This is a genomic window from Lysobacter sp. M2-1 (assembly GCF_022662495.1).
In the GTDB taxonomy this organism is placed as follows: Bacteria; Pseudomonadota; Gammaproteobacteria; order Xanthomonadales; family Xanthomonadaceae; genus JAKPBU01.
Genome location: NZ_JAKPBU010000003.1, coordinates 141,971 through 164,193, shown reverse-complemented (window position 1 = coordinate 164,193; position 22,223 = coordinate 141,971). Strand labels below are relative to the sequence as shown.

The window sequence follows — 22,223 nt, the reverse complement described above, 5'->3', positions numbered from 1 at the left end:
GCGTTGCTGGGTGGGGCGCGGGCTCCGGGGTGTTGTTTTCCCGGCCCGCCCCCCCCCCCCCCCCCCCCGCTCCTACAGAAGCGGACGACTTCAGACCCGCCGGAACACCAGCGTGCCGTTGGTGCCGCCGAAACCGAACGAGTTCGACATCGCGATGTCCACCTGCTGCTGACGCGCAGTGTGTGGAACGTAGTCGAGATCGCAGCCTGCGGAGGGATGGTCGAGGTTGATCGTCGGCGGGATGATGCCGGTATGCAGCGCCATCGCCGAGAACACCGCTTCGACGCCACCTGCCGCGCCCAGCAGATGGCCGGTCATGGACTTGGTGGAACTGACCATCACCGACTTCGCGGCCTCGCCCAGGGCGCGCTTGACCGCCATGGTCTCGGCCAGGTCGCCGGCCGGTGTCGAGGTGCCGTGGGCGTTGATGTAGCCGATCGCGGCAGGGTCGATCGCGGCATCGCGGATCGCGTTGGCCATGCAGCGCGCGGCCCCTTCGCCGTTCTCGCTGGGCGCAGTCATATGGTAGGCATCACCGCTCATGCCGAAACCAGCGAGTTCGCAGTAGATGCGGGCGCCCCGCGCCTTCGCGCGCTCGTATTCCTCCAGCACCACGATGCCGGCGCCGTCGCCCATCACGAAGCCGTCGCGCTCCTCGTCCCACGGGCGCGAGGCCCTGGCCGGCTCGTCGTTGCGGGTGGATAGCGCCTTCATCGCACAGAAGCCGCCGACCGAGGTGGGCGTGGTCGCGTACTCTGCGCCACCGGCGATCATCGCGTCTGCCTCGCCATATTGGATCATGCGCATCGCAAGACCGATATTGTGGGTGGCCGTGGTGCAGGCGGTCACGGCGGCGATGTTCGGGCCCTTGGCCCCGGTCATGATCGACACCTGGCCGGCGATCATGTTGATGATCGTGCTCGGCACGTAGAACGGCGAAATCTTGCGCGGCCCGCCGGCGGCGTACTTGAGCGTGGTTTCCTCGATACCGTGCAGGCCGCCGATTCCCGCGCCGATCGCCACACCAATGCGTTCAGCATCGGCCTCGGCGATCTGCAGCCCGCCATCCTCGATCGCCATCAGCGCGGCCGCCACGCCGTAGTGGACGAACGGGTCCATCTTCTTGATGTCTTTCGGCGCGATCCACTTTGCCGGATCGAAATCCTTGATCTCTCCGGCGATCCGCGTAGGGAATGCCGATGCGTCGAAATGGGTGATCGGACCGATGCCCGAGCGGCCGCCGACGATGCCATCCCAGCTCGAAGCCAGGTCGTTGCCCAGGGGCGAGACCACCCCCAGGCCGGTAATCACGACGCGACGCTTGCTCATGCCCGGTTCCTCATTGCCGTTTTTCCGTCATCCGCTTGTGGAACGCATGCAGATTGGGCCATACGCCCACGCATGCAATCGTCGCAAACACGCGAGGCCGCATGCGCGGCCCCGGAGGTATCGCGGCAGCCGACAGCGATGCTGCGGCTGCACAGGTCGTCAGGCCTTGACGTGCGCCTTGACGTAGTCGATGGCCTGCTGCACCGACGTGATCTTCTCGGCTTCCTCGTCCGGGATCTCGCACTCGAACTCTTCCTCGAGCGCCATCACCAACTCGACGGTATCGAGCGAATCCGCGCCCAGATCGTCGACGAACGAAGCGCTGTTGGTCACTTCCTCTTCCTTGACGCCGAGTTGTTCGACCACGATCTTCTTGACGCGTTCTTCGATGCTGCTCATGGGGTCTTGCTCCTCCTGGGGAGACTTCTATCGAGGGGTGACGCTGGGGGCGTAGTGTAAGGGAAACACGGCAGGCGGGCGCATCCGGCACGGACGCGCCGTTTTACCAATTCTTCACGCAACCGCGGCAGCCTTGCCAGGGCCAGCCTGATCAAGCCATGTACATGCCGCCGTTGACATGCAGGGTTTCACCGGTGATGTAGGCCGCCGCCGGGCCGGCCAGGAAGGCGACCGCCCGCGCGATATCCGCCGGTTCGCCCAGCCGACCCAGCGCGATCTGTCCGACCAGACCTTGCTTGACGTCCTCGGGGAGGTCGCGGGTCATGTCGGTGGCGATGAATCCGGGCGCGACCACGTTGACGGTGACACCGCGCGATCCGATTTCCTTTGCAAGCGATTTGCTGAAGGCGATGATGCCCGCCTTCGCGGCCGCATAGTTGGCCTGGCCCGCGTTGCCGGTGGCGCCGATCACCGAGGCGATGTTGATGATGCGACCCTTGCGCGCTTTCATCATGCCGCGCATCACGGCCTTGGACGTGCGGTAGACGCTGGACAGATTCGTATCCAGGACCGCCTGCCAGTCCTCGTCTTTCATCCGCAACAGCAGGTTGTCGCGGGTGATTCCGGCATTGTTGACCAGGATCGAGATCGGTCCGATGTCCTTGGCGATCGCATCCACCAACGCCTCGATGGCCGCCGCATCGGTCACGTTCAGTTCGCGTCCGTGTCCCCCCTGGGCCGACAGGCGCTCGGCGATCGCCTGCGCGCCAGCGGCGCTAGTGGCGGTCCCGACCACCGTCGCGCCCAGCGCGGCCAGCTCGTCGGCGATCGCCGCGCCGATGCCGCGGCTGGCGCCGGTGACCAATACGATTTCGCCTCTCAAGGTGGTCATGCAATCTCCGTGGATTCTCGAAACACATTGCAAGATTTGTGAACGGGCCGGATGCGCCGCCTCGCAGCGGGCCGATCCGCGTCCCGGGACGCGGTCAGGTCCGCCATTCCGCTAGCGCTCCTTCGAAATCGCCGACCTCACCAATCGCGCGCGCGTCCAGCGATTTGTCGATGCGCCTGGCCAGACCGGCCAGCACCTTTCCGGGGCCGCACTCGGCGATGCGGGTGGCGCCGCGCGCCGCCAGAGCCTGCATGCAAGCGGTCCATTGCACCGGCAGGTAGAGCTGGCGCACCAGCGCATCGCGGATCGCCCGCACACCTTCGTGTACTTCGGCATCCACGTTCTGCACGACCGCAATGGACGGCTCGTTCCATGACATTCCTGCCATGGTTTCCGAAAGTCGATTCGCCGCCTCGCGCATGATGGGCGTATGCGAGGGCACGCTCACCGCGAGCTTGACCGCCTTGCGCACGCCGGCTTGCGCCAGCAGCGCGAGCGCACGATCCACGGCCGCGGCGTCACCGCCGATCACGATCTGCCCGGGTGAGTTGAAATTGGCCGGAACCACGACCTGCGATTCGGACGCCTGTTCGCAGATTTGCTGCACCAGCGCTTCGTCTGCGCCGAGGACCGCCGCCATCGCGCCGGTGCCCGTGGGCGCGGCGTCCTGCATCAGCTGTCCGCGGATACGCACCAGATGCGCGGCGTCGCGCAGCGACAGCGCTTCCGCCGCCACCAGCGCGCTGTATTCGCCCAGGCTGTGGCCAGCGAGTACCGACGGCCTGGGACCGCCCTGCCCCAGCCATGTCCGCCAGACCGCGACGCCGGCGGCGAGCAATGCAGGTTGCGTGTATTCGGTGCGATTGAGCTGCTCTTCCGGGCCGGCCTGCGAAAGCGCCCACAGATCCACGCCGGCGCCGTCCGAGGCCTCACGGAACGTCTCGCGCACTACAGGATGCAATTCCGCCAACTCGGCCAGCATCCCGACGGATTGCGAACCCTGTCCCGGAAACACGAAGGCAAGGGAAGACGAAGCGGTCATCGGCAGTCTCGACGGACGGGCTGCGCATGATACGAGTCCGCCCCGGTCGGCGTCTGTACCGTCGCGTATGTGGAGCGGCGCGGTTCGCGAAAACGCTCCGCCGACGTCCGCGTTTGCGGGGAACACATGGTCGTCGCCTTCCACGCCTACCGCGTGGTGCGGGTGCAACCCCCCACGCGCGATCGGTGTGCTGCATCCGCGGACGGCGACAACCCCGCCTTGTGGGTATTCAGTAACGCACCAGCGCGCTGCCCCAGGTGAATCCGCCACCAAACGCTTCGAGCAGCACGAGTTGGCCGCGCTGGATCTTGCCCGAGCGCACGCCCTCGTCGAGCGCCAGCGGCACCGAGCCCGAAGACGTGTTGCCGTGCTTGTCGACCGTGACGACGACGCGCTCCATCGGCATGTCCAGGCGCTTGGCCGTGGCCTCGATGATGCGCAGATTGGCCTGGTGCGGGATCAGCCAGTCGATGTCGTGGCGATCCAGGCCGTTGGCTTCCAGCGTTTCCTCGACCACGCTGTCGAGCGCCTTGACCGCGTACTTGAACACATCGCTGCCTGACATGCGGATGCGCACGCCGGCGTTGGGTTCGTCCACGTCGAACCCCACCGACACGCCAACCGGATTCCAGAGCAGGTCCTTCTTGCCGCCATCGGCATGCAGGTGGGTGCTGAGGATGCCGGTTTCGGCGTCGGCCTTGAGCACCACGGCGCCGGCGCCGTCGCCGAACAGCACGCAGGTGGTGCGCTCGGTCCAGTCGACCATGCGGGTGAGCGTTTCCGAGCCGACCACCAGAACCGTCTTCGCGGAGCCCGCCCGGATGAAATTGTCCGCGACCGTGAGCGCATAGATGAAGCCCGAGCAGGCCGCGTTGACGTCGAACGCGGCGCACCCGTCCGCACCCAGCCGATGCTGCAGCAGGCAGGCGGTGGATGGGAAGATCAGATCGGGCGTGGTCGTGCCGAGCACAATCAGGTCGAGTTCCGAAGCCTGGACGCCGGCCGCTTCCAGCGCGCGCACGGACGCGTGAAAGGCCAGGTCGCCGGTGGTCTCGCCCTCGGCGGCGATATGCCGCTGGCGGATGCCGGTGCGGGCCGCGATCCATTCGTCGCTGGTATCGACGATCTTCGACAGATCGTCGTTGGTCAGGATTTTTTCCGGCAGATAGCTGCCCGTGCCCGCGATCCGTGAATAGATGCGTGGGATGGAGCTTTGCTCGCTCATGCGGCCCGCCTGTGACAAGGACGTGGGACTTTACGCGATTACGGCATCACGCCGCAGCGCGCGAGGCGATCCTTGCGGATCAATCCTCTTCGACGACCTTGGACTTGGGCTGGATGACCTGCTTGCCGCGGTAGTAGCCGTCCGCGGTGATGTGGTGGCGCAGATGGGTCTCGCCCGAGGTCGGATCGGTCGCCAGCTGCTTGGCGCTCAGGGCGTCGTGCGCGCGGCGCTGGCCGCGACGGGACGGGGAGACGCGGGATTTCTGCACTGCCATGGGATTGCTCCAGTGAAACTTTGTAGATTCGTGAAACGTTCTGGTAACCGCGCATCTGGGACGCGGGTCAAGGATCGCGTTTGAGGCCGGCCAGCGCCGAAAACGGATTGGCGCGTCGTACTTCCTCTTCGTCCGCGCTCCATTCGCGTTCGACCGCCTCGGAGCCGGGCATGACCGGCACCGTGGGAAGGGCCAGGATCAACTCGTCTTCGACCAGTTCGGCCGGATGCAGCAGGCCGTCCTCGGGTACCAGCAGGGGTTCGTAACCTTCCGGCAGCGCGGCCTCATCGGCCTCGTCGCGGATCAGCCCAAGCCGCTGCACCAGCTGCACCGGGTAGACGAACCTCTGCAGGCTGCGCTGGCATTCCAGCGGCAAGCCGGCATCGATCCTCAGCTCGACGTAGGGCACCTTCAACGCATCGTGGTCGAATTCGAGGGAGAAGCGGACCTCTCCTTCGGCATCCACCAGGCTGCCCCGAAGCCGTTCCATCGACGCCAGCGGCAACCGGCCCTCGAAGCCCCTGCGCGCGGCGACCATGCGCCAGGCGTCGAGGACTGCGGGGACTTCAACGGACATAAGCCGGAAAATGTTAGAGGTCGGGCGGTCTGCTGTCAAACCGTGCGACCCGCCTGGCGTGGCCAAGTGCTTGAGCGTACGCACAAATTTGCCGCTGCCTGCGGGCTGGGCGAGACTGCGGCCATGAAGCTTGCCGTCCTGCTGCTGCTGATGGGGGCCGCGGCACTGGTCGCGGCCGTGCTGATCCGGGTGCGCGGTGGACGCCGCCGGCAGGCGGTCGGTCGCCTGCTCGACGCGGCCGATGCGCTGGAAACCAGGCTGCGCACGGCGCGTGCCGAACTCGAGGCGGTGACCGGCGACAACCCCACCCGCGAGGCGATGCAGGAGATGCTGCGCCAGCGCCTGTGGCTGCAGCAGCATGGCGATGGAGCCTCCCTCGACCAGATCGAGAGTGTCCGGCGCTCGCTGGAGGAGGCGCGCGAGCGGATCGATCAGCAGCTCACACGGATCCGCGACGCCCGCGCCCCCCTCGTCTAGCCCATGACCGCACTGATCCTGGCTTCGACCTCACCGTATCGGCGCGCCTTGCTCGAGCGTTTCGGCCTGCCATTTGCAACCGCGCGCCCGGACGTGGACGAATCCGCGCGGCCCGGCGAAGGCCCTGCCGACCTCGCCAACCGCCTGGCCCAGACCAAGGCTGGCGAGGTCGCCCGGCAACACCCTGGGGCCTGGGTCATCGGCTCCGACCAGCTGGCAGAAGTGGATGGCAAGGCGCTGGGCAAGTCCGGCAGCCGGGCCGGTGCGGTGGTGCAGCTGCAGGCCATGTCCGGGCACGAAGTGCGCTTCCACACCGCGCTGTGCCTGCAGCGCGATGCAATCACGCACCGGGCGGCGGATGTCACGCGGGTGATATTCCGACCGCTTGCGCTGGCGGAGATCGAACGCTACGTGGACGCCGAGCAGCCGTTCGACTGCGCGGGCAGCTTCAAGGTCGAGGGTCTGGGCATCGCCCTGTTCGACGCCGTGCACAGCGACGATCCCACCGCGCTGATCGGGCTCCCGCTGATCGCCACTGCCCGGCTGCTGCGGCTGGCCGGTTTCGCAGTGCCCTGATCGTCGCGGACGTCAGCGCCGGATTTCGACCGGCTGCTCGCTCCAGTCCTCGACGCTGCCGTCGCGTCCGTGCAGGCGCAATCCCAGCCAGTGGCGCCCGGGGATGAGCGCCGCGGCGTCGATGCGGGCACGGAAGCCTACGTTGGGATGGTTCGGATCGGTGGAGATCCGCCAGTACGCGGCGGTACCGGGACTGGGCAGGCCATAACGCGCGGTCGCCACGGGCTTGCCGTCGAGCAGCACCTCGACCCGCTTCAGTCCCACGCCATCCTTGAATGCCCAGCCGGCGACTTCGAACGTGCGCCCCACGCCGGCGCCGGATACGGGCGTGTCGAACCAGGCCATGGCCGGTGCCGTGCACGGAGCGTCGCGCGGGGCCTGACGTTCGGCAAGCGCGAACAGCAGGAAGCGCTGCCGCCCGTGGTCGACATTGACCACCCGCGGCGCCGGTAACGGCCCGACTTGCGCGCAGAGCCAATGGTAGCGAGCGAGCAGATCCCGATACGGAACTTCAGAGGCCCCCACCACCAGCAGGACCGGCGTCTGCCCCCAGTCGCTGCGACCGGCACTGTGCAGTCCCCACAGTTGCAGCTGGGGCGCGCGTCCATGCTTGCGGTTGAGCGGATGATCGAGCACCTGCAGACTGGGATCTTGCAGCGCGAAGCCCAGTTCCGACCCGATCTTGAAATTGTCGGCGACGATCCACGTGTTGCGCGGCAGGCCGCTGCGCATCTCGCGCACGACCTGGCCCAGCGTCTCCCAGCCGGCGAAATTGCCGGGATACCACTTCTCCGCTGCGGAGCGTGCCCGGATCGATGGCGCCGACACCGCCGCGTAGTAACCGAGCATCGATACCAGCCCGAGCGCGGCCAGCACATAGGTCGCCCGACGCCACGCCGGCGGCCAGCTGGCGAGCACGCCGGGGAGCAGTGGCAGCAACAGCACGTAGCCTGGCAGCGGCCAGTGGAAGCTGACGCGCTCGGTGTCGGCAAAAAAGCCGAGCACGAAGAAGCCCAGCACGATCAGTGCCCCCACCAGGGCGAACAGGCGCGGTAACGGCTGCGCGTCCCGGCGATGCCGCCACGCGGCGACCGCCAGGGCGGCGAGCAGCAACGGAGTGACCAGCAGCGCCTGGATCGCCAGGAACCAGGCGCCGTCGGCGTGGAACGCCCAGGGATGGCGGTCGACCAGCTGGAAACGCAGACCTGCTTCGGCGTTCTCCATGTTCCATGCGATCAACGGGGTCCACGCCGCAGCGCCCAATGCGAGCGCGATCAGGACCCGCGGGTCGCGCAACAGTCGTCTGCCTTCGGCCATCCAGAGCAGCACCAGCAGCCCGACCCCGATGACGGCGATGAAGCGGTAATGGCTCAGCGCACCCAGGGCGAGCCCGAGCGCCAGTTCCACCGATGCGCCTGCGCTGACTGCACGCATCAGCCGCGCCACCGCGTCCACGCACAGCAGGGCCGCCACCACCATCGCGGCATCGGGAACCGCCAGCAGGCCGAGGGTGCCGGACAGCGGCAACAGCAACGCAAACGTCGCCGCGATCCAGCCGGCTGTACGCCCGAACTCGCGTGCGGTGATTGCTGCCACCAGCCAGGGAATCGCCGCCGCGAGCAGCAGGAACGGCGCGCGCAGCGGCAGGGTTCCGTGCCCGCCCAGTTCCACGCCGATGCGGGTCAACCACGCAGTGAGGCCCGGCAGGTCCGAATACGCCCAAGCCGGATGCTGGCCTTCCTGCCAGTAGAAGGCCTCGTCCACGAACAGCGGCAGCTTCGCGGCGAGCACCGCCTTGGCCAGCAGCACCAGCGCCCATAGCGCCAGGAAGGCGTACTTGGCCCGCTCTTCCGTGCGATTGCGCATGCAACCCCGCTACACTCGATGGGTGAAGGCAACCGGAGCGCGCATGTCCGCGACCCCAGCGATCGCCACCATGCTAACCGACGAGCTGCGCGCCGCCCTCACGCGCGCGCAGGCGCAGGTCAATTCACTGCTGCTCGGAAAACAGCAGGAAGTGCGACTCGCATACGTGGCGTTGCTGTCGGACGGGCATCTGCTGATCGAGGATCTTCCCGGCCTGGGCAAGACCACATTGGCCCACGCGCTGGCGGCGACATTGGGGCTGGGTTTCCAGCGCGTGCAATTCACCTCGGACCTGCTGCCCTCGGACATCGTCGGGGTGTCGGTGTACGACGCCCAGGCGCGGCGCTTCGAATTCCATCCCGGGCCGGTGTTCGCCAACGTGCTGCTGGCAGACGAGATCAACCGCGCACCGCCGCGCACCCAGAGCGCACTGCTCGAGGCGATGGCCGAGCACCAGGTCACCGTCGACGGCAGCACCCACGGACTGCCTTCGCCGTTCTTCGTGATCGCCACCCAGAATCCGATCGACCTGGCCGGCACGTATCCGTTGCCGGATTCACAGCTCGACCGCTTCCTGCTGCGACTGCAACTGGGTTATCCGGGCGAGGAGGCCGAGCGTGCGCTGCTGGCCGGCACCGACCGGCGCGACCTGATCGCGCAATCCCTGCCGCAGTTGGGTCCGGAAGACGTGCTCGCGTTGCGCGACGCAGTCAATGCCGTGCACGCCAGCGATCCGCTCATCGATTACGTCCAGGCCCTGCTCAACCGCAGTCGCCGCCATGCCGGCGTGCGTGTGGGCCTGTCGCCGCGCGCCGGCATCGCGCTGCTGCGCGGCGCGCGTGCCTATGCGCTGCTGCTGGGCCGGAATCACGCATTGCCCGAAGACGTGCAGGCCCTGTTCGGCGCCGTCGCCGCCCACCGCCTGGTAGCCGAAAGCGACGCCGAACCGGTGGCGCTGGCCAAGGCGATCCTGCATGCGGTGCCGGTGGACTGAAGCCGGTCACCACCAGTTGCCAACCTGCCGCATGCGCATCGCGCTCGCCATGAATGTCCACGCCGACCCAGCGCCGATCCGGTGACCACGGTGGCAGATCCAATCACCGGCAGACCAGATGCAACTGCAGCGAGAGGCGTCTCCCGATGGCGCCGCCGCTTCGAAGCCTGGGCGCGCCCGCGCACGCCGGAGTCGCTGCCGGTACGCTTCGACCGTCACCGCATCTACGTGCTGCCCACCGCTTTCGGCCTGTTCTTCGCCGCCCTGCTCACGGCGATGGGCGTGGGCGCCCTGAACTACAACAACAACCCTGCGCTGCTGCTGGCGCTGCTGCTGGCCGGTGCGGCGCTGGCGAGCCTGTTCGTCGCGCATCTGCAGCTGGCGGGGCTTGAGATCATCGCGATCTCGGCCGAACCGGTGGCGGCCGGCGCACCGCTCACGCTGCGCGTGCACGCCGGCGACCGGCGGGAACGCGAGCGTCGCGGTTTGCGGCTGCAACTGGGAGAATGTGGCGCATTGCTTTCACTTGAGAACGGCGCCGGCGAAACCGACCTGCAGGCGCCGACGACGCGACGCGGCTGGCTGCAGCTTGGGCGCATCCGCGTTTCCACCAGTCGCCCGCTGGGCCTGGCCCGGGCCTGGGCCTATGTCTGGCCGGACGCGCCGCTCCTGGTCTATCCCAGGCCGGAAGCCAACGGCCCGGCGCTGCCACGGGGCATCGGCGAACAGAGCCAGGCACGGCTGCACCCGGCCGGCGAGGACATGCACCACCTGCGCAACTACCGCCGCGGCGATCCGCGCCGTGCGATCGCGTGGAAACCGTCCGCGCGACGCGATGCGCTGCTGGTCCGCGAATACGAGCAGCCGCGCGATGCCGAAGTCCTGCTCGACTGGAACGGGTTGTCCGCCCTGCCCTACGAAGGAAGGATCAGCCGGCTCGCACGCTGGGTCGACGAGGCCGAACGTGAGCATCGTCGTTACCGCCTGCAGCTGCCGGGACAGCCCGCAATCGGCCCCGATGCGGGGCCGGCCCACCGTCACGCCTGTCTGCGCGCCCTGGCGCTGATGCCGCATGCCGCGCGCTGACTCGCCACTGCTCGATCGCAGTACGCGCGCGTGGACCCTCGCTGCCGGCGCGGCTTGCCTGCTGCCGTTGCTGCTGCAGCTGCCCGGCCGGATCGCTCTGGGGATCGCGCTCGCTGCGCTGAGCACCGGGGCGCTGTCATGGCGGCGGCCGGTGCCGACGCCGCTGCGCCTGCTGCTGGCATTGACGGTGATCGGCGCCACCCTCGCCGCCACCGGCTTTCGGGTCGGTCGCGAGACGGCCTGCGCGCTGCTGGCGGCGATGCTGGCGATCAAGCCCAGCGAAACCTGGCGCGTGCGCGATGCGCGCAGCCTGCTCGGCTTCGGTCTGTTTGCGCCTTTCGCCACCTTTCTCCTCGATCAGGGGCCAGTGTCCCTGCTGCTGGCGCTGGCCGGAGTGAGCCTGGCCCTGACCGCCCTGCAACGGCTGGCCGAACTGGAATCTGGCGAATTGCGGCCGCTGCCACCATGGCGGCGCCTGGTCGCGGTCTGGCGGCTGGCAGCCATCGGCCTGCCGCTGGCGTTGGCGGCGTTCTGGTTGTTCCCACGTTTGGCCGCGCCACTATGGGGGGTGCCCGAGCGCGCGCTCGCACGCACGGGCCTGTCGGACCGAATGTCGCCTGGCGACTGGATCGACCTGATGGCCGACGACACCGTGGCCCTGCGCGCGGACTTCTTCGGCCCGATGCCGGCGCCCGAGCAGATGTACTGGCGTGGCCCGGTGCTGTGGAATTTCGATGGACGCACCTGGACCCAGCCGCAATGGCTGCGCGGCGTCCCGGCAGCGCCGGTGCGCAGCGGCAACACCCGCTGGGATTACCAGATCGAACTCGAGCCGACCGACCGCCGCCAGCTGGTGGCGCTGGACCTGCCGGTATCGCCCCCCGAAGGCGTGTTGCGTTCGCTCGACTACGGCCTGTACAGCCCGCGACCGTTGTCGTCGCTCACGCGCTGGCGCCTGCAGTCCTCGCCGCCTGCGCAATTCGAGCCGCAGCTGGCGCGCACCCTGCGCTGGATCGCGCTCGACCTTCCACCCGGCTACAACCCGCGCACGGTGGCGCTGGCGCGGCAGTGGCGAGCGGAGGTCGACGCCGACCCGCGGATTCCCGCGGCGGAAAAGGACGCGGCGATCGTGCAGCGCGCGCTGCAGATGGTGCGTGCCGATTTCGCCTACACCCTGGATACACCGCTGCTGGGCCGACATTCGGTCGATGAATTCCTGTTCGACGTGAAGGCCGGCTACTGCGAGCACTTCAGTTCGTCCTTCGTGGTGCTCATGCGCGCAGCCGGGATCCCGGCGCGGGTGGTCACCGGCTATGCGGGCGGCTATCGCAACCCGATCGGTGGGTATTGGCTGGTGCTACGCTCCGATGCGCACGCCTGGGCCGAGGCTTGGCTGCCGACGCGGGGCTGGGTGCGGGTGGATCCCACCGCTGCCGTGGCGCCCGAGCGCATCTACGACACCATCGAGGATCGTGCGCCCGCGTTCGGGGGGCTGCAGGCCATGCGTCCGGTGTGGAACGCCAGCGACTGGCTACGGCGCGGCTGGAACGACTTCGTGCTGGGTTTCGACGCCGCCCGCCAACGCACCTTGCTGCAACCGCTGGGGGTGGACGACCTGGACGGCAGCCGGCTCGCGCAGCTGTTTTCGGTGGCCGCGGTGCTGGCGCTGGCGATCATGCTGTGGCTTGCCGCGCGCCAGGCGCGTGAGCGCGACCCGTTGCTGCGCGCCTGGCACCGGCTGGGCCAGCGCTATGCACGGCTCGGCCTGGGCCGCGCGCCGCACGAACCCGCCGGCGACTGGGCGCGGCGCGTGCTGGCCGCGCGCCCGCAGGCGGCGGACCTCGCCGCGCTCAGCGCGCGTTTCTCGGATTGGCGCTACGCTGATGGTCGAGGCACTCGCAACGATGCGCGCGCCCGGGTGCACCAGCTCGTGCGCGACCTGCGCCGGCATCGCCCGTGAACCCTTACAACCGCCTACCGGAGTCGGCGATGAGCCTGTCCAGATCCCTGTTTCCTGTACTGGCCGTACTGCTGCTACCGGCCTGCGCGACCCTGCCGCAGCCGCTGCAGGGCGAAGTCACCGACCTCACCCCCGCACAGGCGCGCGAAGCCGGGCGCCCCGGCCTGCCAGTGCGCTGGGGTGGACGCATCGTGGCGACCGAACCGCTGGCCGACCGCACCTGTTTCGAGATGATCGGCAGCGCGCTCGACGCCGACGGTCGCCCGTCGGACATGACCGATGACGGCAGCGGTCGTTTCGTCGCCTGCAAGGCGGGCTTCTACGACCCTGCGATCTTCCTGAAGAACCGCGAACTGACCGTGCTCGGCCGGATCGACGGCTTCGAAACGCGCAAGATCGGCCAATACGACTACCGCCAGCCGCGCGTGGCGGCCGACGTGATCTACCTATGGCCGAAGGCGCGCGAAGTGGATGCGCGCTATCCGGTAGGGCGGCCGTGGCCGTGGTGGGGCTGGGACTGGGGCCCGGGCTGGTGGTGGTGACCTCGGTCGGGGGCCAAGCCCGGCGCGCATCGGGCGTGACGCCTGGTCCACTTTAGGTAGGTGAAGGCGTGCGTCGGTGGCGTAGCCCCGACCTACTTCCGGTACCGACGGGCTGCGTCGGGGACCCGGCCCCGACCTACTTCGGCACCCCGAAGCGGCCGAGTGGGGCGCCGGCGAGCAGGTGCAGATGGATCTGGAACACGGTCTGGCCGCCGTCGCCATTGCAATTCATGACCACGCGGTAGCCCGCTTCGTCGAAGCCCTGCTCCCTGGCGTAGCGCGCAGCCGCCAACACGAGGCGTCCGACGATCTCCGCCTGCGACGGCTCAACATCGTTGAGCGTGGCGATGTCGACCTTCGGCACGAACAGCACGTGCACCGGCGCCTGCGGAGCGATGTCGCGGAACGCGATCAGGTGCTCGTCGTCGTAGACGATGTCCGCCGGGATGTCGCCGGCGATGATCTTGTGGAAGATGGTGTCGGGCATGGCCTGGCCTCGTTCGGCGAGCCTCCATTGTAGGAGCGCCGCTTCGGCGCGACAGCGCGCCAGGCACCGACGGAGCCCTACGGCATCTCGTTGCGGCTGCCGAAGGCGTGCGACAGGGTTCCGCGGTCGACGTACTCCAGTTCTCCACCCAGCGGCAATCCGTGCGCCAGCCGACTCGGACGCACGCCATGCTTGCGTGCCAGCTGCGCCAGGTAGTGCGCCGTCGCCTCGCCCTCCACGGTCGGATTGGTGGCGATGATCAGCTCCTGCACCTCGCCTTCGGACAGGCGCTCAGACAGGCGATCGAGTCCGAGTTCGCGCGGCCCGATGCCATCGAGCGGACTCAGGCGGCCCTGCAGCACGAAATACAGCCCGCGGTAGCCGGTCGCCTGCTCGATCGCCATGCGGTCGGCCGGCGATTCCACTGTGCACAGCAGGTGCGCGTCGCGGCTGGAGCTCGCGCAGATGGCGCACTGCTCGGTTTCGCTGAAATCACGGCAGCGCCGACAGTGGCCGATCCGTTCGACCGCGGCCGCGAGCGCCTCGGACAGGCGGCGACCGCCTTCGCGCTCGCGCTCGAGCACGTGGTAGGCCATCCGCTGCGCCGATTTGGGGCCGACCCCGGGCAGCACGCGCAGGGCTTCGATCAGTTGTTCGAGGAGTGTGCTCATGTCGGGCGGGCTCGAGCCCGCCAATGCAGTGATCGGATTCCGGAACGGCAGGGCGAGGCCTGCCTGCGTCAGAACGGCATCTTCATCCCGGGCGGCAGCTGCATGCCGGCCGTCGCCGCGCCCATCTTCGCCTGGCTTTCTGCGTCTATCTTGTTCGCGGCGTCGTTGAACGCGGCGGCGATCAGGTCTTCCAGCATTTCCTGGTCGGAAAGCATGGAAGGGTCGATGCGCACCTTGCGGCATTCCTTGCGCCCGCTCAGGGTCACATTGACCATGCCGCCGCCGGCGCTTCCGGTGGCCTCGATGGTGGCGATTTCTTCCTGCGCACGCTGCAGGTTTTCCTGCATCTTCTGCGCCTGCTGCATCAACTGGGCGATGTTTCCACGCATGGTCTGCGGTCCTGTTCGGTGTTCTGGGTTAGTCGTCGACGGGCCGGATCGAGTCGGGCACGACCCGCGCTCCGCGCTGGATCAGGCGCTGCACGTCCGGGTCGCTCATGAACGCCTCCTCGGCCGAGGCCTGCCGCGCATCGCGCTCACGTTCCTTGCGCACGTGCAGGGTTTCGCCGCTCGCCGCTCCCGCTTCGAACCGGATCTGCGGGGCGACGCCGAGTTGCGGGGCCAGCGCATCGGCGAGCAGCTTCACCAGTGCCGGCCCTTTCAGGTGTTCATCCGCCGCTGGCAATGCGAGCCGCAATACGCCGGCTTCGTAGGCCACGAAGCTCGAATGTGCGGCGAGCTCGCGGGTCGGGCCGCGCAAGCCACTGTTGGCCACCAGCTCCAGCCAGCGCTCGGCGTCGATGGGGATCGTGGTTGCCGCACTACCCGATGGGGCGATCGCCGCTGCGGCGACGTCGGGCGGCGGTGGAATAGCGGCGGGCGCGGGACGGGTGGCCGGCGATTCCACGCGGGCCGGCGCCGGAGCTTGCGCTGCTGCCTGTGCGACCGGCGCAGGGTTCTTTGACAGCGCCGCCCGAGCAGCCTCGGCCGCCGAAGCGTTGCGGGGCATCGTCGCTGTTGCGGGCGTGGTCTGCGGCTGCGCCTGCACCCCGATCGCCTCGGGACGGAAAGCCAGCATCCGCAGCATATTCATTTCGAAGCCGGCGCGCGGGCTGGGCGCCAGCGGCAGGTCGCGGCGTCCGTTCAGCGCGATCTGGTACCACAGCTGCACCAGCTCGGGCCGCAGCTTCGCCGCCAGCGCATCGACATCGATGCCATCGCCTTCGAGTTCAACGCCAGGCACCAGCTGCTTGACCTGGATCCTGTGCAGGGCCTCGGCCAAGGCATCCAGCACGCTGCCCCAGTCGGGCGAGAATTCGGCGAGCTGCTCCACTTCTTTCAGCAGCCGCTGGCCGTCGCCCTCGCCCAGCGCATCGAGCAGCGCCCCCACGCGTGTGCGGTCGACGGTGCCCAGCATGGTTGCGACCGCCGCGTCGGAAAGCGTACCGCCGGTGTAGGCGATCGCCTGGTCGAGCAGCGACAGGCCGTCGCGGAGGCTGCCGTCCGCCGCCTTGGCCAGCTGCCGGATCGCGGCATCGTCCGCGGCAATGTCTTCGGCCTGCAGGATCATCCGGATCTGACCGGCGATCTGCTGCTCGTCGAGCCGCTTGAGGTTGAACTGCAGGCAACGCGAAAGCACCGTCACCGGCAGCTTCTGCGGGTCGGTGGTGGCGAGCAGGAATTTGACGTGTCCCGGCGGCTCCTCGAGCGTCTTGAGCAGCGCGTTGAACGCGCTCTTCGACAGCATGTGCACTTCGTCGATCAGGTACACCTTCACCCGCCCGCGCGAAGGCATGTACTGCGCATTCTCGATCAGCTCGCGCACGTCGTCCACGCCGGTATTCGACGCGGCGTCGATCTCCAGCAGGTCGATGAATCGCCCGGCGTCGATGGCCTGGCAGGTGGCGCACTCGCCGCAGGGCTCGGCCGAAGTGCCCTGTTCGCAGTTCAGGCTCTTGGCGAAGATCCGTGCGATCGTGGTCTTGCCCACGCCGCGCGTGCCGGTGAACAGGAAAGCGTGATGCACGCGGCCGGATTCGAGCGCATTGGTGAGCGCCCGCACCACATGCTCCTGCCCGACCAGCTCGGCAAAACGTTTGGGCCGCCACTTGCGGGCGAGGACGAGGTAGGACATGGCGTCATTCTGCCGCGCCGCGGGCGAAAAAGGGACGCGACCAGCATCCAGCGTGCCCACTACGCCCATAAACGGAGGCTGCACCCACCACGCCGGCGCCCACTCCTGCCGTCGCCATCGTTTACCTTGTTCGGGCGATGCCTGGGGGCTAGAATTGCCGCCCCAAAAGCGGCCCGAACGCCGGCAAGGGTCCAGCGGAGAGGTGTCCGAGTGGTTGAAGGAGCACGCCTGGAAAGTGTGTAAGCGTCTAAACCGCGCTTCGGGGGTTCGAATCCCCCTCTCTCCGCCAGTTTGAAGGTGTATCGAAGGTCCAAGCCGCGTGAGTTTCGCCGGCGGCGTTGGAGAGGGGGTGAGAACCCCCACGGGTTCGACAGACGGCGCAGCCGTCTGCACGGCGAAGCCGCCCGCAGGGCGAGGCGCGTAGCGCCGAGTGAATCCCCCTCTCTCCGCCAGTTTGAGCGTCGCGAGCTGACGCAACGTCTATGGTGGCCCCGTCGGCCCCTCGCGACGCTAGATCGAAAACCCCGCCAGGGCCGGAAGGCAGCAACGGTATCGATTGATGCGGGTGCCGAGGCAAGCCGGCGGGGTCGCCTCCTTTCTGGATCTGGGAACGTTGGCGCGGTGTTATCCCGCGTTGCGACGCGTTGCAGCTTGATCGCGTGCGCGGTGCGGCCGTGGCGCGGCACCCGTCGGCCCCTCGCGACGCTAGATCGAAAACCCCGCCAGGGCCGGAAGGCACACTCGCGGCGCGACAGCCGGAAATCGCGATCTCGGCCTACGCACCGAAAATCAACCGATGTCGCCAGCGTCCGGATGCAACCATTCCGCGTCTCCTTCCATGTACCGCTCATGCTTCCAGATCGGCACCCGCGCCTTCACGGTGTCGATGATCCACCGGCACGCGCCGAACGCGGCGTCGCGATGCGCGGCCGAGACGCCCACCCAAACCGCGAGGTCGCCGATGCCGAGATCCCCGAGGCGATGCACGCAGCGCGCATCTACGATGGCGAACGTCCGCAACGCTTCCTCGAGGATCTTTGCGCCTTCGGCCTGGGCCAGTCGTGCATGCGCCTCATAGCGCAGTCCGGCTACCGGCCGACCTTCATTGTGATCGCGAACCCAGCCTTCGAAGCTGGCGAAGGCCCCGGCGTGGGCCGATCCGAGCGTTGCGCGCAGGGCGTCCACTTCGATGGGGTGGTGCGAAAGGAAAAACCGGTCCATGCGGCTATGGTCTCAGACGTCCACCGAGCGCGATAGCCGCAGCCCGGGACGCGCGTTCATCCGCCACTGACGGGCGGGATGAATGCCACCTCGCTGCCCTCGCGCGGCACATCGTTCCAGTCCGCGAACGCATCATCCACCGCGACCCGCAGTTGCCGGGACGGGAACGGCAGCTGATGCCGTACCTGGGCTTCCTCGTAAAGCGCGCGCAGCGTCGGCGCCTCGCTGTCCACGCTTTCCATCGCGACCCCCGCGGCATCGCGCAGGGCGGCAAAGTAGAGCAGGTTCAGGCGTGTCATCGCGCCGTCCCCACATCGCGCTTGCCGCCGCGCTTGGAGACCAGTTTCGCCGGACCGATCACGATCGCGTGCGACAGCGCCTTGGCCATGTCGTACACCGTCAGCGCGGCGACCGTGGCGCCGGTCAGCGCTTCCATCTCCACGCCCGTCCGATGGGTCGTGCGCACCGTGCATTCGATGCGCAATGCGTTGGCATCGTGCCAGTCGATCGCGATGGCGCATCCATCAATCGGCAGCGGGTGGCAGAACGGAATCAGTTCGTGCGTGCGCTTCACGGCCAGCGTACCGGCGATGATGGCGGTCTCAACGATCCCGCCCTTCTTCGACTTCAGTCCCGCCGCGCGTAGCTCTTTGGCGACGGCGCCGGGAAACCGCACCCGGCATTCGGCGGTCGCTTCGCGCGCAGTGGTCGCTTTCGCGGAGACATCGACCATCGCCGGAAAACCCCGCGGATCGAGATGGGTGAGTTTCGATGCGCGCTTCATGGGTCTTCGCTTCAGCCGGGGCGCGGGCATGTTAGCCGCCGATCAGGAACATCTCGACATGCCGCCCCGACGGACCGCGATGCATGCGCTGTTCGCTGTACCTGTCGGCCCTGCCTGACCACAGGCCGGCCACCCGCTCGGCCAATGCATCCTGTCCCTGGCGCAATGCCGCGCGCAAGTCGTGGCCATCGCCGGCAAACAGGCAGGTATACAGCCTGCCGTCGGCAGACACGCGGGCCCGATGACAGTCGCCGCAGAACGGCGCGCTCACGGAGCTGACGAACCCGACTTCGCCGGCGCCATCGGCGAAGCCGTATCGCGAGGCGACTTCGCCGCGGTAGCTCGGATCCAGCGGCCGCAGCGGCCAGCGCGCCGCGATCCGGTCGCGCAGCTCGGCCGAGGCCACGACCCGGGCGGGATCCCAGCCGTTGCAGGTTCCCACGTCCATGTACTCGATGAAGCGCGCCACATAGCCGTTGTCGCGTGCGAATTCGACCAACGGCAATACCTGGGTCTCGTTGACGCCACGCTGCACCACGCAATTGAGCTTGATCGGACCGAACCCGGCGGCGCGCGCGGATTCGATCCCATCCAGCACCGACTGCAGGTTTCCGCGGCCTCCAGACAGCGCGCCGAACAGGGCCGGATCCAGCGCATCCAGGCTGACGGTGAGCCGATGCAATCCCGCCTCGCGCAGCGCCCGCGCCTGCGGTCCGAGCAGCGATCCGTTGGTGGTCAGCGCCAGGTCGTCGATGCCGGGAATCCGCGCCAGCCGAGCGACCAGCTCGGGGAGCCGCTTGCGCAGCAACGGTTCGCCTCCGGTGAGGCGCAGCTTGCTCACGCCCAGCCGCGCGAAGCCGCGAACGAGGGTTTCGATCTCGTCGAACGACAGCCGCGAAGCGCTGTCGAAGCCATGATCGTCGGGTACCCGATCGGCAGGCATGCAGTACGGGCAGCGGAAATTGCACGCTTCGATCACCGACAGACGCAGGTCGCGCAGGGGTCGCCCCAGGCGATCGGCAGGCAGCGAGAGCGGTTGCAGGATGGCGTTCATGCCTGCGTAGCCTGCGACGCCGTCGGCGAAGCCAGTGCGAAGGCATCTCCCTGCCGGGCGATGCGATAGCCGCGCCGCGCCAGCGCCTCACCATCGTCCTCGGAGGCGTAGTGGTACAGCAGGCAGCGATCGAGCAGTTCGGGCGGATACTCGCGTTCCAGGTCGTCGATGCCACTGTGCGAGGGATTGCCGTGCAGCGCGCAATCGTGCGCAATGAGTTCGCCTGCGTCGGCGACGAACTTCAGCTTTTCCGGGATTGGCCGGGTATCACCGGTCCAGACCACGCTGCCGGGCAGGCGCAGTCCGAACGCGGTCCCGGGCCAGTGATGCCGCACCTCGAACGTCTCCAGGCGCATGCCGTCATGCCAGAAATTTGCTCCGATCGCGATCAGCTGGAAGGCGTCCCAGAAGTTCGCGCCGCCTTCGGCCGCCACGTTGGGATAGTCGCCGATGCGCTGGTGCAGCAACGGCAGCACGCTCGCCGGCACGTAGACGCGCGTGCGGCCGCGCAGCTCTGCGTCGAAGTAGGCAATGGAAAACAGGCGCTCGAACCCGCCGATATGGTCGAAATGCGTATGCGTGACGAACAGCGCACGCGGTGCGTGTCCGTAGTGGGCGATGAAGGCCTCCAGGCCTTCGGCTCCGCAGTCGATGGTCAGCCAGGGCTCGCCGTCGCGCTCGATGGTGGCCATCGCCGAGCCGAGCGTGGCCGCCGCAGCGGCGTTGCCGACACCGTGGAAACGCAGGGTCCAGCGGCCGGCGACGGGATTGTTCACGCATCCGCCTCCATCGCCGCGTCGTAAGCGCGGCGCAATCGCGCGAAATCGGCGTCCACCTCGGAGTGGCTGCGCATGCCGCGCAGCTTGTGCAGCGAACGCAGCAGCCGTGCCAGGTTGTTCCGCCGCCAGCTCCCGCCCGTTCCGCGCAGGCGTCCACGGTCGAAATCGATCATCCAGCCGCGATCCGGCGCGGCGAACAGCAGGTTGTCCGCATTGAGGTCCGCATGATCCAGCCCGGCATGGTGGAATCGCGCGATCAGGCGTCCGGTTTCTTCCCAGGGCGCCTCGCTGCCTGCTGCGTCGACCCATTGGGCGAAGGTACGCACGTCCGGCAGTCGTTCGATCAGGATCGCCGCGCGATAGAAGGCGCCTTCGCGCTCGTAGTGCGCGGCGATCGGTTGCGCCACGGGCAGGCCGAGCCCACGCAGCTTCTGGGTCAGCCGGAACTCGGCGAAGCTGCGCACCCGCGCCTCGCCGTGCCACAGGTAGCAGTCGCGGCTGAGCCGCGCCGCCAAGCCGCCGCGCAGGTAAAGGCGCAGCACGGCGGGTCCGAACGGCGCGTCGACGAACCAGGCCCCGCCGCGGCCGCCTGCATGCACCGGCTGCGCGCGTGGTCCCCAGTAGCCGGGCGCGAACCATTCCGGCCGCGCTTGCGGCAGGCGCGTGCCGTCGAACAGAATGGCCCCGTTCACAGCATCGCCGTGGCCGCGGCCTTCGCGGCCATGACGCAAGGTCGTCAGGCTCTCGATGGCGTCCAGTTCGGCCATTGGATGAGTCTACCGTGCCCACCCACCTCACGCCGCCGGAGTCGATCTGCCTGCTGCGCCTTTCGGCGCTGGGCGACGTGACCCACGTCGTGCCGCTGGTACGCACGCTGCGCGCGGCCTGGCCGCAATTGCCGATCACCTGGCTCATCGGCGGGGCCGAGCGCCGGTTGCTGGCAGGGCTGGATGGGGTCGAGTTTGTCGAATACGACAAACGCAGCGGCGTGCGGGGTATGCGCGAACTGCGCCGCGGCCTGCAGGGACGCCGGTTCGAAGTACTGATGCAGATGCAGGTCGCCGCGCGCGCCAACCTGCTGTCGGCCTTCATTCCCGCCGACCGGCGCATCGGCTACGACCGTGCGCGTTCGAAGGATCTGCACGGGCTGTTCGTGAACGAACGGATTCCCGATCGCACCGGCGTGCACGTGCTCGAAGCCATCGGCAGCTTCTGCGAACCGCTGGGGCTGAAGCAGAACGAAGTGGTGTGGGACCTGCCGGTGCCGCAGGCCGCACGCGACTGGGCGCAGGCGCAGTGGTCGCAGGACGGCACGCCGACCTTGCTCATCTCGCCGTGCTCCAGCCACGCGTTGCGCAACTGGCGCCCCGACCGTTACGCCGCGGTCGCCGGGCACGCCGCAAGCCGCGGCTGGCGCGTCGTGCTGTGCGGCGGACGCAGCGAGTTCGAACGCAATATGGGCAATGCCATCCTGGCCTCGGCGAAGGCGCCGATCCTCGACCTGATCGGCAAGGACACGCTGGAACAACTCCCGGCGCTGCTCGAACGCGGCGACCTGGTGCTGACACCAGATTCGGGGCCCATGCACATCGCCAATGCCGTGGGCGCCAAGGTGCTGGGCCTGCACGCGGCCAGCAACCCCAAGCGCAGCGGGCCGTACTCGGACCTGCGCTACTGCGTGAACCGCTATGACGACGCCGCGCGCAGGTTCATGGGCAAGTCCGCGAGCGAACTCAAATGGGGGGCAAAGATCGAGTACCCGGGCGTGATGGACCTGGTGACCGTGCAGGACGCGATCGAGGCATTCGAACGGCGCGCCTCCGACTTCGGCCCCTGACTGGCCTGCCCGGCCGGT

General features: G+C 68.3%; 25 protein-coding genes, 1 tRNA gene and 1 other RNA gene. 9 read left to right on the top strand and 18 right to left on the bottom strand.

Features of this window, described 5'->3' with window-relative positions:
* Positions 1–90: 90 nt before the first annotated feature.
* The 7 genes from fabF to MC375_RS10600 all read right to left on the bottom strand — a co-directional run bounded on the left by fabF (position 91) and on the right by MC375_RS10600 (position 5,738).
* Positions 91–1,329, bottom strand: coding sequence for a beta-ketoacyl-ACP synthase II (fabF, locus tag MC375_RS10630; protein WP_242103369.1), 1,239 nt, complete (start codon positions 1,327–1,329; stop codon positions 91–93).
* Between the two features lie 159 nt (positions 1,330–1,488).
* Positions 1,489–1,728 carry an acyl carrier protein gene (gene acpP / locus MC375_RS10625; RefSeq protein ID WP_093297108.1) on the bottom strand — a complete coding sequence of 80 codons (240 nt, stop codon included), beginning with the start codon at positions 1,726–1,728 and terminating at the stop codon, positions 1,489–1,491.
* Positions 1,729–1,879: 151 nt separating this feature from the next.
* A complete protein-coding gene (gene fabG / locus MC375_RS10620) occupies positions 1,880–2,620 on the bottom strand; it encodes a 3-oxoacyl-ACP reductase FabG (protein ID WP_242103368.1) in 741 nt (246 codons plus the stop codon).
* Between the two features lie 94 nt (positions 2,621–2,714).
* Complete coding sequence (gene fabD, locus MC375_RS10615) at positions 2,715–3,662, bottom strand: ACP S-malonyltransferase (RefSeq protein WP_242103367.1); 948 nt, start codon at positions 3,660–3,662, stop codon at positions 2,715–2,717.
* A gap of 229 nt (positions 3,663–3,891) precedes the next feature.
* Positions 3,892–4,887: a beta-ketoacyl-ACP synthase III gene (locus MC375_RS10610; protein ID WP_242103366.1), complete on the bottom strand. Its 996-nt coding sequence runs from the start codon at positions 4,885–4,887 to the stop codon at positions 3,892–3,894.
* 79 nt (positions 4,888–4,966) lie between these two features.
* Positions 4,967–5,161, bottom strand: coding sequence for a 50S ribosomal protein L32 (gene rpmF / locus MC375_RS10605; protein ID WP_242103365.1), 195 nt, complete (start codon positions 5,159–5,161; stop codon positions 4,967–4,969).
* A 67-nt stretch (positions 5,162–5,228) separates the two neighbouring features.
* Positions 5,229–5,738, bottom strand: coding sequence for a YceD family protein (locus MC375_RS10600; RefSeq protein WP_242103364.1), 510 nt, complete (start codon positions 5,736–5,738; stop codon positions 5,229–5,231).
* 123 nt (positions 5,739–5,861) lie between these two features.
* Here MC375_RS10600 and MC375_RS10595 point away from each other — a divergent pair, with 123 nt between their 5' ends.
* Together MC375_RS10595 and MC375_RS10590 are read left to right on the top strand one after the other, a co-directional pair.
* Positions 5,862–6,215, top strand: coding sequence for a hypothetical protein (locus MC375_RS10595; protein WP_242103363.1), 354 nt, complete (start codon positions 5,862–5,864; stop codon positions 6,213–6,215).
* A 3-nt stretch (positions 6,216–6,218) separates the two neighbouring features.
* Positions 6,219–6,791, top strand: a complete 573-nt coding sequence (locus MC375_RS10590) for a Maf family nucleotide pyrophosphatase (RefSeq protein WP_242103362.1) — start codon at positions 6,219–6,221, stop codon at positions 6,789–6,791.
* Between the two features lie 12 nt (positions 6,792–6,803).
* Here the strand turns inward: MC375_RS10590 and MC375_RS10585 are convergent, their stop codons facing one another.
* Positions 6,804–8,657: a glycosyltransferase family 39 protein gene (locus MC375_RS10585; protein WP_242103361.1), complete on the bottom strand. Its 1,854-nt coding sequence runs from the start codon at positions 8,655–8,657 to the stop codon at positions 6,804–6,806.
* A 43-nt stretch (positions 8,658–8,700) separates the two neighbouring features.
* Here MC375_RS10585 and MC375_RS10580 point away from each other — a divergent pair, with 43 nt between their 5' ends.
* The 4 genes from MC375_RS10580 (at position 8,701) to MC375_RS10565 (ending at position 13,239) form a co-directional block, all read left to right on the top strand.
* Positions 8,701–9,651 carry an AAA family ATPase gene (locus MC375_RS10580; protein ID WP_242103360.1) on the top strand — a complete coding sequence of 317 codons (951 nt, stop codon included), beginning with the start codon at positions 8,701–8,703 and terminating at the stop codon, positions 9,649–9,651.
* A 195-nt stretch (positions 9,652–9,846) separates the two neighbouring features.
* Positions 9,847–10,737, top strand: a complete 891-nt coding sequence (locus tag MC375_RS10575) for a DUF58 domain-containing protein (protein ID WP_242103377.1) — start codon at positions 9,847–9,849, stop codon at positions 10,735–10,737.
* Positions 10,724–12,697, top strand: coding sequence for a DUF3488 and transglutaminase-like domain-containing protein (locus tag MC375_RS10570; protein ID WP_242103359.1), 1,974 nt, complete (start codon positions 10,724–10,726; stop codon positions 12,695–12,697). The genes MC375_RS10575 and MC375_RS10570 overlap by 14 nt, the downstream gene beginning before the upstream one ends.
* Before the next feature lie 29 nt (positions 12,698–12,726).
* Entirely contained in the window at positions 12,727–13,239 is a 513-nt protein-coding gene (locus tag MC375_RS10565) for a Slp family lipoprotein (RefSeq protein WP_242103358.1), read from the top strand.
* 136 nt (positions 13,240–13,375) lie between these two features.
* Here the strand turns inward: MC375_RS10565 and MC375_RS10560 are convergent, their stop codons facing one another.
* From MC375_RS10560 to dnaX, 4 genes are all read right to left on the bottom strand, one after another.
* Positions 13,376–13,726: a histidine triad nucleotide-binding protein gene (locus MC375_RS10560; RefSeq protein ID WP_242103357.1), complete on the bottom strand. Its 351-nt coding sequence runs from the start codon at positions 13,724–13,726 to the stop codon at positions 13,376–13,378.
* A gap of 77 nt (positions 13,727–13,803) precedes the next feature.
* Positions 13,804–14,397: a recombination mediator RecR gene (recR, locus tag MC375_RS10555; protein ID WP_242103356.1), complete on the bottom strand. Its 594-nt coding sequence runs from the start codon at positions 14,395–14,397 to the stop codon at positions 13,804–13,806.
* Between the two features lie 68 nt (positions 14,398–14,465).
* Positions 14,466–14,786 (bottom strand): YbaB/EbfC family nucleoid-associated protein, encoded by a 321-nt coding sequence (locus tag MC375_RS10550; RefSeq protein ID WP_242103355.1) that lies wholly within the window; start codon positions 14,784–14,786, stop codon positions 14,466–14,468.
* Positions 14,787–14,814: 28 nt separating this feature from the next.
* Complete coding sequence (dnaX, locus tag MC375_RS10545; RefSeq protein ID WP_242103354.1) at positions 14,815–16,530, bottom strand: DNA polymerase III subunit gamma/tau; 1,716 nt, start codon at positions 16,528–16,530, stop codon at positions 14,815–14,817.
* A 196-nt stretch (positions 16,531–16,726) separates the two neighbouring features.
* Between dnaX and MC375_RS10540 the strand changes: the two genes are divergently transcribed.
* Both MC375_RS10540 and ffs read left to right on the top strand, forming a co-directional pair.
* Positions 16,727–16,819: transfer RNA gene (locus MC375_RS10540), tRNA-Ser, on the top strand.
* Between the two features lie 202 nt (positions 16,820–17,021).
* Positions 17,022–17,118, top strand: an RNA gene (gene ffs, locus MC375_RS10535) — signal recognition particle sRNA small type.
* Between the two features lie 201 nt (positions 17,119–17,319).
* Here ffs and MC375_RS10530 read toward each other — a convergent pair.
* The 6 genes from MC375_RS10530 to MC375_RS10505 are packed head-to-tail and all read right to left on the bottom strand — an operon-like array spanning position 17,320 to position 21,135.
* Positions 17,320–17,751 (bottom strand): molybdenum cofactor biosynthesis protein MoaE, encoded by a 432-nt coding sequence (locus tag MC375_RS10530; protein ID WP_242103353.1) that lies wholly within the window; start codon positions 17,749–17,751, stop codon positions 17,320–17,322.
* A gap of 56 nt (positions 17,752–17,807) precedes the next feature.
* On the bottom strand, positions 17,808–18,050 hold the full coding sequence (locus tag MC375_RS10525) for a MoaD/ThiS family protein (protein ID WP_242103352.1): 243 nt from the start codon (positions 18,048–18,050) through the stop codon (positions 17,808–17,810).
* Positions 18,047–18,535: a cyclic pyranopterin monophosphate synthase MoaC gene (moaC, locus tag MC375_RS10520; protein WP_242103351.1), complete on the bottom strand. Its 489-nt coding sequence runs from the start codon at positions 18,533–18,535 to the stop codon at positions 18,047–18,049. The genes MC375_RS10525 and moaC overlap by 4 nt, the downstream gene beginning before the upstream one ends.
* Positions 18,536–18,566: 31 nt before the next feature.
* Positions 18,567–19,589 (bottom strand): GTP 3',8-cyclase MoaA, encoded by a 1,023-nt coding sequence (moaA, locus tag MC375_RS10515; protein ID WP_242103350.1) that lies wholly within the window; start codon positions 19,587–19,589, stop codon positions 18,567–18,569.
* Positions 19,586–20,365 carry an MBL fold metallo-hydrolase gene (locus tag MC375_RS10510; protein WP_242103349.1) on the bottom strand — a complete coding sequence of 260 codons (780 nt, stop codon included), beginning with the start codon at positions 20,363–20,365 and terminating at the stop codon, positions 19,586–19,588. The genes moaA and MC375_RS10510 overlap by 4 nt, the downstream gene beginning before the upstream one ends.
* The gene (locus MC375_RS10505) at positions 20,362–21,135 is read right to left on the bottom strand and encodes a 3-deoxy-D-manno-octulosonic acid kinase (RefSeq protein ID WP_242103348.1); all 774 of its coding nucleotides are present in this window, start codon (positions 21,133–21,135) and stop codon (positions 20,362–20,364) included. The genes MC375_RS10510 and MC375_RS10505 overlap by 4 nt, the downstream gene beginning before the upstream one ends.
* Before the next feature lie 14 nt (positions 21,136–21,149).
* Between MC375_RS10505 and MC375_RS10500 the strand changes: the two genes are divergently transcribed.
* A complete protein-coding gene (locus MC375_RS10500; RefSeq protein WP_242103347.1) occupies positions 21,150–22,205 on the top strand; it encodes a glycosyltransferase family 9 protein in 1,056 nt (351 codons plus the stop codon).
* The last annotated feature ends 18 nt before the right edge of the window (positions 22,206–22,223 follow it).